The sequence below is a fragment of the Hyphomonas sp. genome (assembly GCF_041689225.1).
Classification (GTDB): Bacteria; Pseudomonadota; Alphaproteobacteria; order Caulobacterales; family Hyphomonadaceae; genus Hyphomonas.
This window is the reverse complement of sequence record NZ_JBDNGN010000154.1, coordinates 16,719-31,494: the sequence shown is the minus strand read 5'-3', so window position 1 is coordinate 31,494 and position 14,776 is coordinate 16,719. Positions and strand designations below refer to the sequence as shown.

The 14,776-nt window shown below is 62.9% G+C and carries 14 protein-coding genes; 3 read left to right on the top strand and 11 right to left on the bottom strand.

Annotated elements, in window-relative coordinates:
* From ACESNB_RS15375 to ACESNB_RS15355, 5 genes are all read right to left on the bottom strand, one after another.
* Positions 1 to 435 carry an HIT family protein gene (locus ACESNB_RS15375; protein ID WP_373008880.1) on the bottom strand — a complete coding sequence of 145 codons (435 nt, stop codon included), beginning with the start codon at positions 433 to 435 and terminating at the stop codon, positions 1 to 3.
* Positions 432 to 1,595 (bottom strand): GNAT family N-acetyltransferase, encoded by a 1,164-nt coding sequence (locus ACESNB_RS15370; RefSeq protein WP_373008878.1) that lies wholly within the window; start codon positions 1,593 to 1,595, stop codon positions 432 to 434. The genes ACESNB_RS15375 and ACESNB_RS15370 overlap by 4 nt, the downstream gene beginning before the upstream one ends.
* A 25-nt stretch (positions 1,596 to 1,620) precedes the next feature.
* Positions 1,621 to 2,337, bottom strand: a complete 717-nt coding sequence (locus tag ACESNB_RS15365; RefSeq protein WP_373008876.1) for a glycerophosphodiester phosphodiesterase family protein — start codon at positions 2,335 to 2,337, stop codon at positions 1,621 to 1,623.
* A 6-nt stretch (positions 2,338 to 2,343) separates the two neighbouring features.
* Positions 2,344 to 2,805, bottom strand: coding sequence for a RidA family protein (locus ACESNB_RS15360; RefSeq protein ID WP_373008874.1), 462 nt, complete (start codon positions 2,803 to 2,805; stop codon positions 2,344 to 2,346).
* A gap of 68 nt (positions 2,806 to 2,873) precedes the next feature.
* Positions 2,874 to 4,169 carry a DNA polymerase IV gene (locus ACESNB_RS15355; protein WP_373008872.1) on the bottom strand — a complete coding sequence of 432 codons (1,296 nt, stop codon included), beginning with the start codon at positions 4,167 to 4,169 and terminating at the stop codon, positions 2,874 to 2,876.
* A gap of 124 nt (positions 4,170 to 4,293) precedes the next feature.
* Between ACESNB_RS15355 and ACESNB_RS15350 the strand changes: the two genes are divergently transcribed.
* From ACESNB_RS15350 to ACESNB_RS15340, 3 genes are all read left to right on the top strand, one after another.
* Entirely contained in the window at positions 4,294 to 4,683 is a 390-nt protein-coding gene (locus tag ACESNB_RS15350) for a response regulator (RefSeq protein WP_373008870.1), read from the top strand.
* On the top strand, positions 4,680 to 6,047 hold the full coding sequence (locus ACESNB_RS15345; RefSeq protein WP_373008868.1) for a PleD family two-component system response regulator: 1,368 nt from the start codon (positions 4,680 to 4,682) through the stop codon (positions 6,045 to 6,047). The genes ACESNB_RS15350 and ACESNB_RS15345 overlap by 4 nt, the downstream gene beginning before the upstream one ends.
* A 62-nt stretch (positions 6,048 to 6,109) precedes the next feature.
* The gene (locus tag ACESNB_RS15340; RefSeq protein ID WP_373008866.1) at positions 6,110 to 7,336 is read left to right on the top strand and encodes an MFS transporter; all 1,227 of its coding nucleotides are present in this window, start codon (positions 6,110 to 6,112) and stop codon (positions 7,334 to 7,336) included.
* Between the two features lie 66 nt (positions 7,337 to 7,402).
* Here the strand turns inward: ACESNB_RS15340 and rpmG are convergent, their stop codons facing one another.
* The 6 genes from rpmG to topA all read right to left on the bottom strand — a co-directional run bounded on the left by rpmG (position 7,403) and on the right by topA (position 14,733).
* The gene (rpmG, locus tag ACESNB_RS15335; protein WP_340692683.1) at positions 7,403 to 7,570 is read right to left on the bottom strand and encodes a 50S ribosomal protein L33; all 168 of its coding nucleotides are present in this window, start codon (positions 7,568 to 7,570) and stop codon (positions 7,403 to 7,405) included.
* Positions 7,571 to 7,656: 86 nt separating this feature from the next.
* The gene (locus ACESNB_RS15330; RefSeq protein WP_373008863.1) at positions 7,657 to 8,391 is read right to left on the bottom strand and encodes an NUDIX hydrolase; all 735 of its coding nucleotides are present in this window, start codon (positions 8,389 to 8,391) and stop codon (positions 7,657 to 7,659) included.
* Entirely contained in the window at positions 8,388 to 10,670 is a 2,283-nt protein-coding gene (gene rnr, locus ACESNB_RS15325; RefSeq protein WP_373008861.1) for a ribonuclease R, read from the bottom strand. Before rnr ends, ACESNB_RS15330 begins: the two co-directional genes overlap by 4 nt.
* Before the next feature lie 47 nt (positions 10,671 to 10,717).
* Positions 10,718 to 11,386 carry a zinc-dependent peptidase gene (locus ACESNB_RS15320; RefSeq protein WP_373008859.1) on the bottom strand — a complete coding sequence of 223 codons (669 nt, stop codon included), beginning with the start codon at positions 11,384 to 11,386 and terminating at the stop codon, positions 10,718 to 10,720.
* 53 nt (positions 11,387 to 11,439) lie between these two features.
* Positions 11,440 to 12,108 carry a M23 family metallopeptidase gene (locus ACESNB_RS15315; RefSeq protein ID WP_373008857.1) on the bottom strand — a complete coding sequence of 223 codons (669 nt, stop codon included), beginning with the start codon at positions 12,106 to 12,108 and terminating at the stop codon, positions 11,440 to 11,442.
* Positions 12,109 to 12,150: 42 nt separating this feature from the next.
* Positions 12,151 to 14,733 (bottom strand): type I DNA topoisomerase, encoded by a 2,583-nt coding sequence (topA, locus tag ACESNB_RS15310; protein ID WP_373008855.1) that lies wholly within the window; start codon positions 14,731 to 14,733, stop codon positions 12,151 to 12,153.
* Positions 14,734 to 14,776: the final 43 nt, after the last annotated feature.

Sequence of the window (14,776 nt, the reverse complement as noted above, 5' to 3'; positions counted from 1 at the left end):
CTAGAGCTTCGCCCGAATCCGCGCCGCCAGTTTTTCCAGATCGCCCATGTCTGCCATGCCGCCGCTGCCATGCCGGCCGAGGGCCTTGCCTTCGGAGCGGGGGATGATGTGGACGTGGAGGTGATAGACGGTCTGGCCGGCGGGGGCGCCGTTGAACTGGGTGACGACGATCCCGTCCGGCGTGAGGGCAGCTTCGACAGCCTGTGTGACCTTCTGGACGACCAGCATGAACGGCCCGAGCTTTTCTGGCGGCATGTCGAGCAGGTTACGCGCGGTGACATCTTTCGGGATGACCAGCGTGTGGCCTTCGCTCTGCGGGAAGACATCCATGAAGGCGAGGGCGATATCGTCTTCGTAGACTTTCACGGCAGGCATTTCCCCGCGCAGGATCTTGGCGAAGATATTGGACGGGTCATAGGTGTCGTGAAGGGTCATGAGTCTTTCCTGAAAGGTGTGCGGTCGGTGAGATAGTCCATGTCGGATTCGACCGCGTCGCGTTCGCGGGTGAGATAGTCGGCGACAGCGTCGCGCAGGCCCGGATGGGCGATCCAGTGGGCAGAACGGGTGAGGACGGGCACGTAGCCGCGCGCGAGCTTGTGGCCGCCCTGGGCGCCCGCCTCAACGTATTGCAGGCCACGTTCGATGGCGAAGTCTATGGCCTGATAATAGCAGGTTTCGAAATGGAGCATGGAGCGATGGTCGCTGCAGCCCCAGTAGCGGCCATAGAGCGTGTCGGAGCCGATCAGGTTCATGGCGCCGGCGATGGGTTCGCCGCCTTCCATGGCGAAGACGAAGAGCAGGTCGTCGGCCATGCGCTCGCGCAGCAGTGAGAAGCTCAGCCGCGTGAGATAGGGCGAGCCCCATTTGCGGCTGCCGGTGTCGATGTAGAAATGGTAGAAGGAGTCGAGATGGTCCTCGGTGATCGCGTCGCCGGTGAGGTGGACGAAGGTGAGACCTTCCTGTGCCTTTGCGCGCTCCTTGCGGAGGTTCTTGCGCTTGGCGGAGGAAAGCGCGGCGAGGAAGTCGTCGAAGCGCTCGTAGCCGTCATTCACCCAGCGGAACTGCTGGTCGGTGCGCGACAGGAGGCCGGTATTTGCAAGGGTCTCGGCGTCGTCCGTATCGACGAAATTGATGTGTAGGGAGGAGAGCTTGTTCTCCTCGGCGAGTTGGATGGCGCCCGTCAGCAGGGCCGCCTTGAGCTGGGCTTCGTCTGGGCCTTTGGGCACGAGACGTCGGCGGCCGGTGACGGGGGTGAAGGGCACGGCGGTCAGCAGTTTCGGGTAGTAGGATCCACCCGCGCGTTCATAGGCGTCGGCCCAGCTCTGGTCGAAAACGAATTCGCCGCGAGAATGCATCTTGGCATAGAGCGGCATGGCGGCGCGCAGGCGGCCATTGTCGCCGCGGATCAGGAGGTGGCGCGGGACCCAGCCGGTGGTCGGCGTCGCCGCGCCGGAGCTTTCCATGGCTTCGAGGAATTCCCACGAGAGAAATGGATCGTAGCGTTCGCCGAGCGGATTGGCGACGGCGTTCCACTCGTCGGGCGAGACATCGGCAAGCGCCGAGACAATCGTGATCTTGAGCGCGCTGTCGTCCATGCCCGTCAATCTAGGGCGCGTGGCATCAGGATGCCAGAGGCACGGGCAGGTGTTCGACAATCGCGGCGCCGTGGAGCAGGCGAATGCGGCGCAGGTCCGCCATCGACCGTATCGTCCAGACCACGAACGGTTTTTCGCCGGCGAGCAGGACGGCGGCGCGTTCGGCGTCAGCGATATTGATGGCGAGATAGTCGACCTTGCGGTCGATCGCGCGCGCGAGCTTTGCGTCGAATTCGGCCTCGCTGGTGCGATGGATGGGGTGGATGAGCTGGCCGCGCATCAGGACGTCGGGCAGGGCGTCGACGGCGGGCTCGGAAAAGCTCATCGCGGCGGCCGGGCCAATATGGCCTGCCAGCTGGTCGCCGACCTTGCGAGCGAAGGCTTCAGGATCGGTGTTGCCGTCGATCTTCATTTCTGTCAGCAGCGGCAGGTTATTGGGCCAGATATCGAGCAGGGCGGAGAGGGGCGGGACCGGCTGGTCGGTGCCCGCAAGGCGCAGGGCCGAGAGGACAGACATGTCCTGCTCCTCGAACAAGCCCTCGTTGCCGGTCATGCGGGCCAGTTTCGGATCGTGGAAGACCATGACCTCGCCGGACCCGGATGGGCGGACGTCATATTCGATTCCCATTCCGGCCTCGGCAGCCGCCTTGAAGGCGGCGAGAGAGTTTTCTGGGTGGCCCTTGGGCGACCAGAGGCCTCGATGGGAATAGGTGAAGGCAGTCAGGTCAAAGTGCCGGGCCATCGCAAATTATTCCGTGATTTCAAAGATACCGTCAACTTCAACGGCGACGCCCATCGGCAGCACGGGGCAGGCGACAGCGGAGCGCGCGTGGCGCCCGGCATCGCCGAAGACTTCGACCATGAGATCGGAGCAGCCATTGATGACCTGCGGGATGTCGGTGAAGTGCGGCGCGGCATTGACGAAACCGCCGAGCTTCACGACGCGCTTGATGCGGGAGAGCTCGCCGACGGCGGCCTTGCACTGGGCGATCAGGTTGATGCCGCACTGGCGCGCTGCATGCTGGCCGGCCGACAATTCCATGTCCTCACCGAGGCGGCCATTGATGCGACCGGTGGGCGTGGCGCTGACCTGACCGGAGACGAATAGCATGTTTCCAGTGATTACGAAGGGCGCATACGTGGCGACGGGCTTCATGGGTGCGGGCAGTTCGATACCGAGTGTGTCGAGGCGGTCTTCTGGCGTAGTCATTGGGGAATCAGCTCCGGTTGCGACGGGATTGCAGGAGAAGCTTGCCGCACGTCGCCCGATCCGGCAAGTCAGCTGTCGTTTTCCCGGGCCTTCGCAATCCGCGCGGCGCGGCCGGTGACGACGGCGTCCTTGCCGAATTTGGCACGGGCGGCATCTGATGCGCGTTCGGCGGCGGCGCGCTTGGCGATGCTGGGATCAAGCAGGTCGACCGTGTCGGACCGGTGGTCGTCGAGGCCGGTGAGGCCGATGCCGATCAGGCGGAAGCGTTCGCGGCCATTGGCCTCGCGGACGAGGAGCGGGCGACCGGCGCGGAAGATTTCTTGGGCAAGCTGGGTCGGCTCGCCCAAGGACACACGCCGGGTCAGGGCGCGGAAATTGCTGGTCTTGAGCTTCAGGGTGACGACGACCCCGACGACGCCAGCGGCCTTTGCCCGGTCGGCTGTCTTGACGCAGAGCTGCCAGAGCTGGTCTTCGAGCGCGGAGGGATCGCTGAGATCTGTGCGGAACGTGGTCTCGCTGGACACCGACTTGCGCTCCTCGTCATTGCGCACCGGCCGCGTGTCGAGGCCGTGGGCGCGTTGCTTCAACCACATGCCGGTCTCGCCATAGCGACCGATCAGGGCCTTCAGTTCGGTGTCCTGGATGTCCTTGACCGTGTCGAAGCCGTCGCGGGCGAGCTTCTCGGCGAGTTTCGGTCCGACACCATGCAGGAAGTCGATGGGCTTGGGCCCGAGCAGCGCCTCGGCCTCTTCCGGTGCGATAACCGCAAAGCCACGCGGCTTGTCGAGTTCGCTGGCGGTCTTGGCGAGGAACTTGTTGGACGACAAGCCGATCGAGACGGTGATGCCGACATCGCGCTCAATGTCGCGGGCGAGACGGGCGAGGCTGACAGCCGGGGGCGCATGGTGCGCCGTCTCTGTACCGGAGAGGTCCAAATAGGCCTCATCGATGGAGACCGGCTGGACCAGCGGGGTGAGAGCGTCCATCTTTTCGCGGATCATGGCGGCTGCTTCGCGGTATTTGGCGAAGTTCGATCCGATCACGACGGCGTCCGGGCAGAGCTTGAGGGCCGTGAACATGGGCATGGCGGACCGAACGCCGTAGAGACGGGCAATATAGCAGCAGGTCGAGACGACGCCGCGCTGGCCGCCGCCGACGATGACCGGCTTGTCCCTGAGGCTGGGATTGTCGCGTTTTTCGACCGCTGCGAAGAAGGCGTCGCAATCCATATGCGCAATGCTGAGCCGCGTGAGCGCGGGATGCGACAGGATTCGGCCCCGTCCGCAGATGGAACAGGCAATGGCAGCACCGGCTTGCAGGTGCAGGCAATCGCGGCAAAGTGCATACATGACAGGGGTGTTCATGGCATGTTCCGCCTTTTGGAGCAATCAAGTGTGCATCCCTGCGTAAAGCGGTGTTAAGCATTTGCGGTATAGCTGGGCAGGATCGGTTGCCCACCGTCCGAATCATTAGCAGTTACGGGGAATTATGGCTGAGAAGCGCACCAGAAAAGTGCTGGTTGTTGAGGACAATGAACTCAACATGCGCCTCTTTTGCGACCTGTTGGACGCATATGGATTCGCGACCTATCAGTGCCGCGATGGCGCGAAGGCAGTTGAAATCGCGCGGCGCGAGCTGCCGGATCTCATCATCATGGACATCCAGCTCCCGGAAGTGTCGGGCCTCGACATCACGCGCTGGCTGAAAGACGACGACAAAGTGGCCCATATACCGGTGCTGGCCGTGACGGCCTTTGCGATGCGTGCTGACGAGCAGCGCGTGCGCGAGGCCGGCTGCGAAGGCTATCTGTCCAAGCCGATCCAGATCAGGACATTCATCAAGGCAGTCGAGTCACTGATGCCGAAGGAGCCGGTATGAGCGCCCGCGTCCTTGTCGTCGATGACATCGAAGCCAACCGCCGCCTGCTGCAGGCGAAGCTTGAGGCGCAGTATTATACCGTAATCCATGCCGAGAACGGGCAGCAGGCGCTCAATATTGCGCGGGCGGAAGTGCCCGAGATTATCCTGCTTGACGTGATGATGCCGGGCATGGACGGCTACGAGACGTGCAAGCGCCTGAAGGCGGATCCGCGCACGTCCTTTATTCCGGTCGTGATGGTTACCGCGCTCAGCGATGCCGAAGACCGGGTCCGGGGCCTGGATGTCGGCGCCGAAGATTTCCTGACCAAGCCAGTCGATGATTTTGCGCTGATGTCACGGATGGGCGCGCTTTTGCGTTACAATGCCGTCGCCTCGGAGTTGCGCCAGCGTCAGGCGAGCGGCCTGAAGGCCGGCGCGGTTGACGTGATCAGCGTCGAAGAGCTCGCCCGCCCGTCGCGGGTGTTCATCGTCGACGACAATCACCGCACATCGCTGCGCATGGCCAACATGTTGCGCGATGGCGGACACGTCGCGACGACCCTGCTGGAAGCGGGCGACATGTCCAACCTGGCCGACCTGGGCGTTGATATCCTGGTCCTGTCGATTTCGTCGCAATCCTTTGATGCGTTGAAGCTGTGCGCGCATTTCAAGATGACCGAATCCACACGCTCGATTTCGATCATCCTCGTCTGCGACCAGTCGGAACGTCTTAAAGCCGGAAAAGGCCTGGATATCGGTGCGAGCGATGTGATCATTTCGCCCGTGGACCGGCTGGAACTGCTAGCGCGGGTGCGCACGCAGACCAGGCGTTCGCGCTATATCGACGTGCTGCGCAAGCGCGTGGACCGTGGCCTGGAACTGTCGGTGATCGATCAGCTGACCGGGCTCTACAATCGCCGCTACATGGTGAGCCAACTCCAGCAAGTGATGCATCGCTCGGTGATGGGCGGCAAGCCTGTGTCCGTCGTGATGTGCGATATCGACCACTTCAAATCGGTCAACGATACCTATGGCCATGATGTCGGCGACGAAGTGCTGGTCGAACTGGCCAATCGCCTGCGGGAAAATGTGCGACCGATGGACGTGGTCTGCCGTCCGGGCGGCGAGGAATTCCTCGTCATCATGCCGGATACGCCGGGCGACCTCGCCTGTGCCGCTGCCGAGCGCATTCGTCGCGCGGTGGCGAGCGCGCCGTTCCATGTCAGTTCCGGAAGCCGCGATATATCGATTACGCTGAGCGCAGGCGTATCGACCATCGCAGGCGACCAGGACACGATGGCCAACCTGACCAAACGGGCCGACATCGCGCTCTATCAGGCCAAGTCTGCGGGCCGGAACCGCGTCGAAAGCATAGCCGCCTGATTGACTTGGGCCCCGACGCGGGCCACCAGCGCGTCTCGATTGGCTGATGCAGGTTCCCGGACATGACAGACCGTTTCGCCGCATTCCGGCACCTGTCCTACAGCCGCTATTTCACATCCCGTTTCTTCACCGCGTTTGCCGCACAGATCGTGTCGGTGTCCGTGGCCTGGCAGATTTATGACCAGACGCAGAACCCGGTCTATCTCGGCTGGATCGGACTGGTGCAATTCCTGCCGGCATTGCTGCTGGTGTTCGTGACCGGGCTGGCGGCGGACACGTTCGGTCGGCGGCTGGTGATGGGGCTGGCGATCCTGACCGAAATGGGTTGCGCGGCGGGCATCCTGATCCTGGCGGCAACGCAGCAATTCCACCCGGTCTGGGTGCTGGGCATTCTCACCGTGTTCGGCGTGGCCAGGGCCTTCCTGTCGCCAGCCTCGGCGAGCCTGGCGGTGAATGTCGTGCCGAGGGAGGACTTTGCCAACGCCGTGGGCTGGACGGCGTCTGCGTGGCAGATGGCGTCGATCATCGGGCCGGTGGCAGGCAGCTTGCTGTATGGCGTGGCGCCCGTGATTGCGTATTCCACAGCGGTGGTTCTCTTTGCCGTCGCTGCGACGCTGATCTTCTCGATCCCGAAACCGCCCCAGAGTGCCAGTATTGAGCCCAAGACGATGAGCATGGTGCTGGGCGGGTTCACCTATGTCTGGAAGCAGAAGATCGTTTTGGGGGCGATCTCGCTGGACCTGTTTGCGGTGCTGCTGGGCGGGGCGGTGGCGTTGATGCCGGTCTATGCGCGCGACATCCTTGAGGTCGGCGAGACAGGGCTTGGCCTGATGCGCGCGGCGCCGGGCATCGGAGCGCTGATTGTGACCGCGGTGATCACGGCGTTCCCGATCCGCGACCATGCCGGGGTCATCCTGTTTGCCTGTGTCGCACTGTTTGGCCTGTCGACGGTGGTGTTCGGCCACTCGACCCTGGCCTGGCTGTCGATCCTGGCGCTGGTCGGTGTCGGCGCCTTCGACATGATCTCGGTTTATATTCGCGAAATCCTGTTGCAGCTCTGGACCCCGGACCAGGTTCGCGGACGGGTGAATGCCGTCAATTCCATCTTCCTCGGCGCGTCAAACGAGCTTGGCGAGGCGCGGGCTGGGTTCATGGCAGCCAAATGGGGCGCGGTGTTTACGATTGTGGCCGGGGGCTATGCGGCGGTGGGTATCGCCGCGGCATGGGCGGTCATGTTTCCGGGCATCCGCAAGGCGCGGAACCTGCACGATGGTAATCCGGACGCGTGAGGCCGAAAATGCAAAAAGCCCGCTCTTGCGAACGGGCTCTGCTAAAACGTGCCGAAAAGCAGGATCTTACTTGATCTTGCCTTCCTTGAATTCGACGTGCTTGCGAACGACGGGGTCGTACTTTTTCAGCACGAGCTTTTCAGTCTTCGTGCGCGGGTTCTTCTTGGTGACATAGAAGAATCCGGTGTCGGCCGTCGAATTGAGGCGGATTTTGATAGTGGCTGGTTTGGCCATGGGATTGGCTCGCTTATGCTAGCGTCTGTAACTGGAAAGCGGCTTAATGACGGGGCCCGGAGGCGAAGTCAAGCAGTGTTCCTGCGCTAAAGCCGGTCTGTCGTGTGGCCATTGCGTGTCCAGCGCAGGAAGGGCGGGCCTTTGGCGGCCCAGGGGCCGGACAGGCGCTCGTCGATTTCGTCCAGCATGAAGCGCGTCACCGAGGGCAGGTCGAGGTCCATTGAGTCCTTGATCGTCACCCATTGCAGGTCCGACAGTTCGGCGCCATTGACTGGCGAGCGTTCGTCAATCAGGGCGTCTTCGGCGTCGGCCATGAAAAATCGGGCATCAAAGCGCTTGGGCCGGTAGGGCGGCGTTATGGCGCGGCCGATGAACTGGAAGGATTTAAGGCAGGGCATGACCCCTTCACCATAATAGCGGCCCCAGCCCGTGGGTGGTTTGCCGGTGGCCTGTCCGGACCGGCCGACGATCAGGCCGGTCTCCTCGAAGGTCTCGCGGATGGCGGTCAGGGCGAAGGCGTGGGGCGCGCGGCGGGTGCCGATAGCGAGCTGGGTCGCAACGGGCGCCGAGAGGGGGGTAAGGATGGGGGCACGGGCGTCGTGCGGATCGACCTTGCCACCCGGGAAAACGTACTTTTCCGGCATGAAGCTGTGACCGCCGGAGCGCTTGCCGAGCAGGACACGGGGCGCTGGGCCGTCCTGCCGAACGAGAATCAGGGTGGCGGCATCCTTCGGGCGTGGGCTGCGCTGGTTGGTGAGGACGACGTCTCCATCATCCTCCTTGTCATAGGCAGACTTCAAACCCGGCAGGCGCTTGTTCATCTCTTTGGTCCCTTAGCCTTGCTTGTTCTTTTATGCTTGGGGAGCGTTTTCTTGTTGAACTTAGGCTTGCCTGAGCGGGGCGGTCCACCCTTACGGCGGGGAACGTTGCCGATGTCCATGGCGCGGCGCTGCTCGGCGCGGCCTTCGGGGGTGGGCAAGGGTTCAGACAGCATTTCAAGCAGGAGGCCGCCCTTCAGGGGCGTGACCTCTTTTAGCTTGACCCGGACGAGCTGGCCCAGGCTGTACGTCTCGCCGCTGCCACGGGCGTAGAGCGCCATCGCGGCCGTATCCAGCACCCAATAATCCTTCGAGATCGACGAGATCGGGATGAAGCCGTCGGCGCCAACGCCGTTGAGCTGGACGAACAGGCCCGACCCGGTGACGCCGGTTATGCGGCCGTCGAACTCGACGCCGACGCGGTCTTTCAGGAAGATTGCGAGGTAGCGGTCGGTCGCTTCGCGCTCAGCGGCCATCGAGCGGCGCTCAGTGTCGGAGATGTGCTGAGCGGTCTGTTCGAGCTGCGAGGCCGCTTCCTTGCTGAGGCCGTCAGGCCCGAGCTTCAGGGACGAGATCAGCGCGCGGTGGACGATGAGGTCAGCATAGCGACGGATGGGCGAGGTGAAGTGGGCATAGCGCACGAGGTTGAGGCCGAAATGGCCGAGATTCTCTTCGCTATAGATGGCTTGGGCCTGGGTCCGCAGAATCATTTGGGTGACCATCTGGTCGTATTCGCCGTCTTTCAGTTCGCCGATCAGCTTGTTGAACTTGTGCGTCTGGGGGCGTTCGCCGATCGTCCATTTCAGTTCGATCGTCTGCAGGAACTCGGCAAAGGCCGCGATCTTGGCATCGGTCGGCGTGTCGTGGACACGGTAGATGAGCGGGCTTTTCTGGCGCTCGAGCGTCTCGGCGGCGGCGACGTTGGCCTGGATCATGAATTCTTCGATCAGGCGGTGGGCTTCGAGGCGCTCCTTGGTGACGATGCCGTCAATCTCGCCGCTTTCCTTGAACATGATGCGGCGCTCGGGAAGGTCGAGGTCGAGCGGGGCGCGCTTGTCGCGGGCCTTGGAGAGGGCGGCATAAGCGCCCCAGAGGGGCTTCAGGACAGTCTCAAGGAGTTCGCCGGCCCTACCGCCGGGCTTGCCGTCAATGGCGGCCTGCGCCTCCTCGTACGACAGCTTGGCGGCAGACTTCATCATGCCCCGAATGAAGCGGTGCGAGCGCTTGTGACCGTCTGTGCCGAAGATCATCTCGACGGCGAGCGTGCAGCGCGGCTCGCCTTCCCTCAGCGAGCATTCGTCGGCCGAGAGCTCGAATGGCAACATCGGCACGACGCGGTCGGGGAAATAGGTCGAGTTGCCGCGCTTGAGCGCTTCCTTGTCGAGAGGCGAGCCCTCGGTGACATAGGCGGCGACATCGGCAATGGCGACGATCACGCGCCAGCCATCGTCGAGCTTTTCGGCATAGACGGCATCGTCATGGTCGCGGGCATCGTGCGGGTCGATGGTGATGAGCGGGATCTGTGTCAGGTCCTCTCGCTCCGACGGGGCGGGCACCGCGTCGCCGGCCTGATCGAGCACGGCCTGCGGGAACTCGGTCGGGATGTCATGGGCGTGGATGGCGAGCAGGCTGGCCGAGCGCGGGTCGGAAATATGGCCGATGATCTCGGTGATTTCGCCGAGCGCCGGGCCATAATGGCGGCGGCCCTGGGGCTTGGGTTCGGCGATCACGAGGTCGCCATCCCTGGCGCCGTGCGTGTCGGCCTCCTGGATCACGAATTCACGGCGTTCCTTGCGGTTGGAGGGCGAAACCTTGCCGCCATTGGGGCCGGTGGAATAGAGGCCGATCAGGCGGTCTGACAGGCGTTTTTCGATGATCGTAATGGCCCGGGCGCGCCATTCGCCGTCATGCTCGTTGATCTTGCACAGGGCGCGGTCGCCCACGGCCGGGGCCTTGCCCTTCGGTTTGCCCGAGGGACCGGCATAGGTGATGTCAGGCCCGAAGGGGCCATTGTCGCCGACCGACTTGCCGATCAGGTCGCCATTCTCGTCGATACGGGTGAACTCAACGACGCCCGTGGGCGGCGGCCGGTCGGCCTGTGCCCAGGCGCGTTTGCCGGTGCGTTCGAGGGCTCCGTCGGCCTCAAGTTCCTTGAGGATGGCGCGCAGCACGTTGCGCTCCTCGCCTTTGACCCGGAGGCCCTTGGCGATGGCTTGTTTCGTTGTGGCGGCGGGATTGTCCCGAATGTAATCGAGGACAGTTTGCTTGTCTGGAAATGTCATGTGGTTGGATATAGTGGATTCTTATTCGAAAGGCTTGCAGGAAATGCCTACGCGCGGCCCCCGTAAAAATGGGCCAGCTGTGCGTAGACGCGGGGAAATTGGTCTCGCAGCATGTCCGGTCGCGCAAAGAAGGCTTCCGTGGTGCAGGCGAAGAATTCTGCGTGATTTGTTGCAGCGTAGGGAGTCAGCGACGTTGGGACGCCATACTCGATTCTTGCGCGGAGAAACGTACGTTCCTCCTCCATCACTTCGGCCCATGTGGCGTGGCACTCGGTGGAAAGCAAGGCCGGAGACGTGTTGGCGAGCATATGAGGGCTGTCGAGTCGGTGGGCGAATTCGTGCATGACGCGGCACATGGCGGCGACGGAATCAGCGCCGTCGCGGCGGATTTCGGCCCACTCCATGTCCATCCGGCCCCGCCGGAACTGGCGATCGGCCAATTCGCGGCAATGGTGGATGCCATGCAGGTGAAGGACCACGCGCAGGCCCAGGTCGAAGTGATCCTGGTCTCGGTTCAAAAGCAGGAGGCATGCATGGGCAGCAATCTTGAGGTGCGCTTCCGGCGGTGGCTGGAAGCCTGCCGCGCCACGAAATTCAACGTCACGCAGGAATGACCGGACCAGAATGACGAGCCGGTTTTGATGTGCCGAAGGCAGTTTGGCGACCACCGGACAGGCAGACTGAATGGTCTCTTCGAGGCGCGCGGATTCGTCCATGGAGCGGGCATGTGCAATCTTAGGATTAAAAAGTCTCCCAAAAAGGGAACAATCTAGTTCTGCCCCGTGAATGCCACCGGATTGATCGGCGTCAAGGCGAAGGAGCCGGAGAGTTCGCCCCAGTCTCCGGTCAGGATTTCGTAGTGAAGGTGGCGCGGAATTGTCGTGGCTGCGGTGTTGCCCATGACACCGATGATTTGGCCCGAGAGGACCGCCCCGCCAACCTCCATACCGTCGAAATTATCGAGGTGGGCATAACGGGTGAAGACGCCGTGACCGTGGTCGATGATCAGCATGTTGCCGAAGTCGGCGCGTGTGACGGCTTCGCGGACGGTGCCATCGCCGGCGGCGTAGATGCTGACAGGCTCAAGGTTGTAATAGTCGATACCGGTATGTGTCTGGCCGTTTCGTGCGCCAAAGCCGGATGAGACGCAGGCCTGCTCGACTGGCGCGCGGGCCAGCATGACTGCCGCATTCACCTCAACCAGGGCTGTGTATCCGATGATGTGCAGGCTTGCATCGCTGGGTGGCGCATTGGCGACATCGAGCGTCGGACAAAGCGCCATGGAGACGGGAAAAGCGAAGGTCGGCGTTGGCGGCGGAAGTAATTCCACGACTTCGGGCGCAGACACCATGACGGGCGCAGGCTGAAGCGCGTATATCCCCGCGATGCCTGCGGCGAGCAGCAGATAGGGCGCGAACGGGCGGAGCGGCGGGTTCATCGCGGAAAGGCCTGAGCCGGACCCTTGCAGGTCCGGTTCCGATCAATCCTCTTTCTTTTTCGCGGCAGGTTTTTTGGCCGCTGGTTTCTTCTTGGCGGGGGCTTTCTTTTTCGCCGGCGCCTTCTTCTTGGCCGGACCAGCGGCGGCGCGCGCGTTCACGAGTTCGACGGCCTGTTCGAGCGTGATCGTGTCGGGGCTCATCTCTTTCGGGATCGTGGCGTTGACCTTGCCGTGTTTCACGTAAGGCCCGTACTTGCCGGCGAAGACCTGGACCGGGTCGCCGTCCGGATGGTTGCCGAGTTCCTTCAGCGCGGTCGCGCCGCCGCGCCCCCGGCCCGGATTGGCCTTCTTGTCCTCGATCAGCGCCACGGCGCGGTTGAGGCCGATGGCGAAGACATCGGCGGGATCTTTCAGGTTTGCATAGGTCTTGCCATGCTGGACGTAGGGTCCGAAGCGGCCAAAGTTTGCCAGGATCGGCTCGTTGTCTTCCGGGTGCCGCCCGACTTCGCGGGGCAGCAGGAGGAGTTCGACAGCGCGTTCCAGCGTCAAATCCTGCGGCTTTTCCTTTTCGGCCTTGGTCAGGGAGGCGCGCTTGGGATTCTCGCCATTGGCCATCTCGACATAGGGGCCGAAGCGGCCGGTCTTGAGGTAGATCATCTCGCCTGTCTCAGGGTGCAGGCCAAGCTCGTTGCCATCCGGATTGATCGCAGCCGCGTCGCCATCGGCGCTGAACTGGCGGGTGAACTTGCACTCGGGGTGGCGCGAACAGCCGACAAAGGCGCCGAAGCGACCGAGCTTCATCGAGAGCTCGCCCTCCTTGCAAAGCGGGCAAAGGCGCGGGTTTTCGATCGGATTGCCTTCGGCGTCCTGACGCGGGAAGACATAGGCACCGAGGGTTTCGTTGAGGGCATCGAGCACGGCGGAAACGCGCAGGTCCTTGGTGCTGTCAATGTCGGCAGCGAACTGTTTCCAGAACTCGTGCAGGAAGGCTTTCCAGTCGAGCTTGCCGTCGGAGATGACGTCGAGCTTTTCCTCGAGACCCGCGGTGAAATCATATTCCACGTAGCGGGCGAAGAAGTTTTCGAGGAACGCGGTGACGAGGCGGCCCTTGTCCTCGGGGACCAGCGCCTTGCCCTCGATGCGGACATAGCCGCGGTCTTCGAGCGTCGACATGGTCGAGGCATAGGTAGACGGGCGACCGATGCCGAGCTCTTCGAGGCGCTTGACGAGGCTGGCCTCGGTATAGCGCGGCGGCGGCGCGGTGAAGGACTGGTTGGCGTCGGCCTTCAGCAGATCGGCGTGCTGGCCCTGTTCCATCTTGGGTAGGCGGCCTTCGGTCTCGTCATCATCGTCGCCGGCATCGTGGCTGACGGTGTAGAGCTTGATGAACCCGTCGAACACGAGGACCTGGCCGGTAGCGCGCAGGAGGGCGCGCTGGTCTTTCGACTTGAGGTCGATCGTGGTGCGCTCGAACAGGGCGGTTTCCATCTGGGACGCAACGGCGCGGCGCCAGATGAGCGTGTAGAGTTTCTTCAGGTCGCCGTCGCCGTGATAGTCTTCCGGGCTCAGGTTGAAGTCGGTCGGGCGGACGGCTTCGTGAGCCTCCTGCGCATTCTTGGCCTTGGAGGAATAGCGGCGGGTGTTTTCCGGCAGGTAGCGGGCGCCATAGTTTGACTGGATCATGCTGCGGGCAGCGGCATAGGCCTCTTCGGCCATGTTGACGCCGTCGGTCCGCATATAGGTGATGCGGCCTTCTTCATACAGTTTCTGGGCGGCCTGCATGGTGCGCTTGGCGCCGAAGCCGAGCTTGCGAGAGGCTTCCTGCTGCAGGGTGGACGTGATGAAGGGCGGTGGCGGGTTGCGCTTGACCGGCTTGGCTTCGACGCTGGCGACGGAGTAGCCGCCGGTCTTGACGATTTCGAGCGCCTTGTCGGCGTCGCCCTCGTTGCCGAGCGTGAATTTTTTCAGCGTATCGCCGTCGAGGGCGTGCAGACGGGCCTCGAAATCGGTGCCGTCAGGCGCGCGCAGGCTGGCGGCAATGTTCCAGTATTCCTGCGGGCGGAAGAGTTCGATCTCGTTCTCGCGGTCGCAGACGATGCGCAGGGCAACCGACTGAACGCGGCCAGCCGAGCGGCTGCCGGGCAGCTTGCGCCAGAGGACCGGGGACAGGGTGAAGCCGACAAGATAGTCGAGCGCGCGGCGGGCAAGATAGGCATCAACCAGTTCCTGGTCGATCTGGCGCGGGTGTTCCATCGCCGTGGTGACGGCATTCTTGGTGATCGCGTTGAACACAACGCGCTCGACATGCACGTCCTTCTTGAGCGCGCGGCGCTTCTTCAGGGCCTCGACCAGATGCCAGGAAATCGCCTCGCCTTCGCGATCCGGGTCGGTCGCGAGAATGAGTGTATCGGACTCTTTGAGGGCATTCACGATGTCGGTGATGCGCTTGGCGGACTTGGCGTCAGCCTCCCAGAGCATCTCGAAATCATTGTCCGGATCGACCGAACCATTCTTTGATGGCAGGTCGCGGATGTGTCCGTACGAGGCCAGAACCTTATAGTCCTTGCCGAGGTATTTGTTGATCGTTTTAGCCTTGGCGGGCGACTCGACAACGACAAGTTTCATGGGGGCACCTCTTCAAGGGCGGGAGTGATGGGGTGGGCAGGCG

Excerpts from the sequence above, each read along its gene's own strand:
- ACESNB_RS15375 (WP_373008880.1), bottom strand. The coding sequence starts at position 435 with ATGACCCTTCACGACACCTATGACCCGTCCAATATCTTCGCCAAGATC.
- ACESNB_RS15370 (WP_373008878.1), bottom strand. The coding sequence starts at position 1,595 with ATGGACGACAGCGCGCTCAAGATCACGATTGTCTCGGCGCTTGCCGAT.
- ACESNB_RS15365 (WP_373008876.1), bottom strand. The coding sequence starts at position 2,337 with ATGGCCCGGCACTTTGACCTGACTGCCTTCACCTATTCCCATCGAGGC.
- ACESNB_RS15360 (WP_373008874.1), bottom strand. The coding sequence starts at position 2,805 with ATGACTACGCCAGAAGACCGCCTCGACACACTCGGTATCGAACTGCCC.
- ACESNB_RS15355 (WP_373008872.1), bottom strand. The coding sequence starts at position 4,169 with ATGAACACCCCTGTCATGTATGCACTTTGCCGCGATTGCCTGCACCTG.
- ACESNB_RS15350 (WP_373008870.1), top strand. The coding sequence starts at position 4,294 with ATGGCTGAGAAGCGCACCAGAAAAGTGCTGGTTGTTGAGGACAATGAA.
- ACESNB_RS15345 (WP_373008868.1), top strand. The coding sequence starts at position 4,680 with ATGAGCGCCCGCGTCCTTGTCGTCGATGACATCGAAGCCAACCGCCGC.
- ACESNB_RS15340 (WP_373008866.1), top strand. The coding sequence starts at position 6,110 with ATGACAGACCGTTTCGCCGCATTCCGGCACCTGTCCTACAGCCGCTAT.
- rpmG (WP_340692683.1), bottom strand. The coding sequence starts at position 7,570 with ATGGCCAAACCAGCCACTATCAAAATCCGCCTCAATTCGACGGCCGAC.
- ACESNB_RS15330 (WP_373008863.1), bottom strand. The coding sequence starts at position 8,391 with ATGAACAAGCGCCTGCCGGGTTTGAAGTCTGCCTATGACAAGGAGGAT.
- rnr (WP_373008861.1), bottom strand. The coding sequence starts at position 10,670 with ATGACATTTCCAGACAAGCAAACTGTCCTCGATTACATTCGGGACAAT.
- ACESNB_RS15320 (WP_373008859.1), bottom strand. The coding sequence starts at position 11,386 with ATGGACGAATCCGCGCGCCTCGAAGAGACCATTCAGTCTGCCTGTCCG.
- ACESNB_RS15315 (WP_373008857.1), bottom strand. The coding sequence starts at position 12,108 with ATGAACCCGCCGCTCCGCCCGTTCGCGCCCTATCTGCTGCTCGCCGCA.
- topA (WP_373008855.1), bottom strand. The coding sequence starts at position 14,733 with ATGAAACTTGTCGTTGTCGAGTCGCCCGCCAAGGCTAAAACGATCAAC.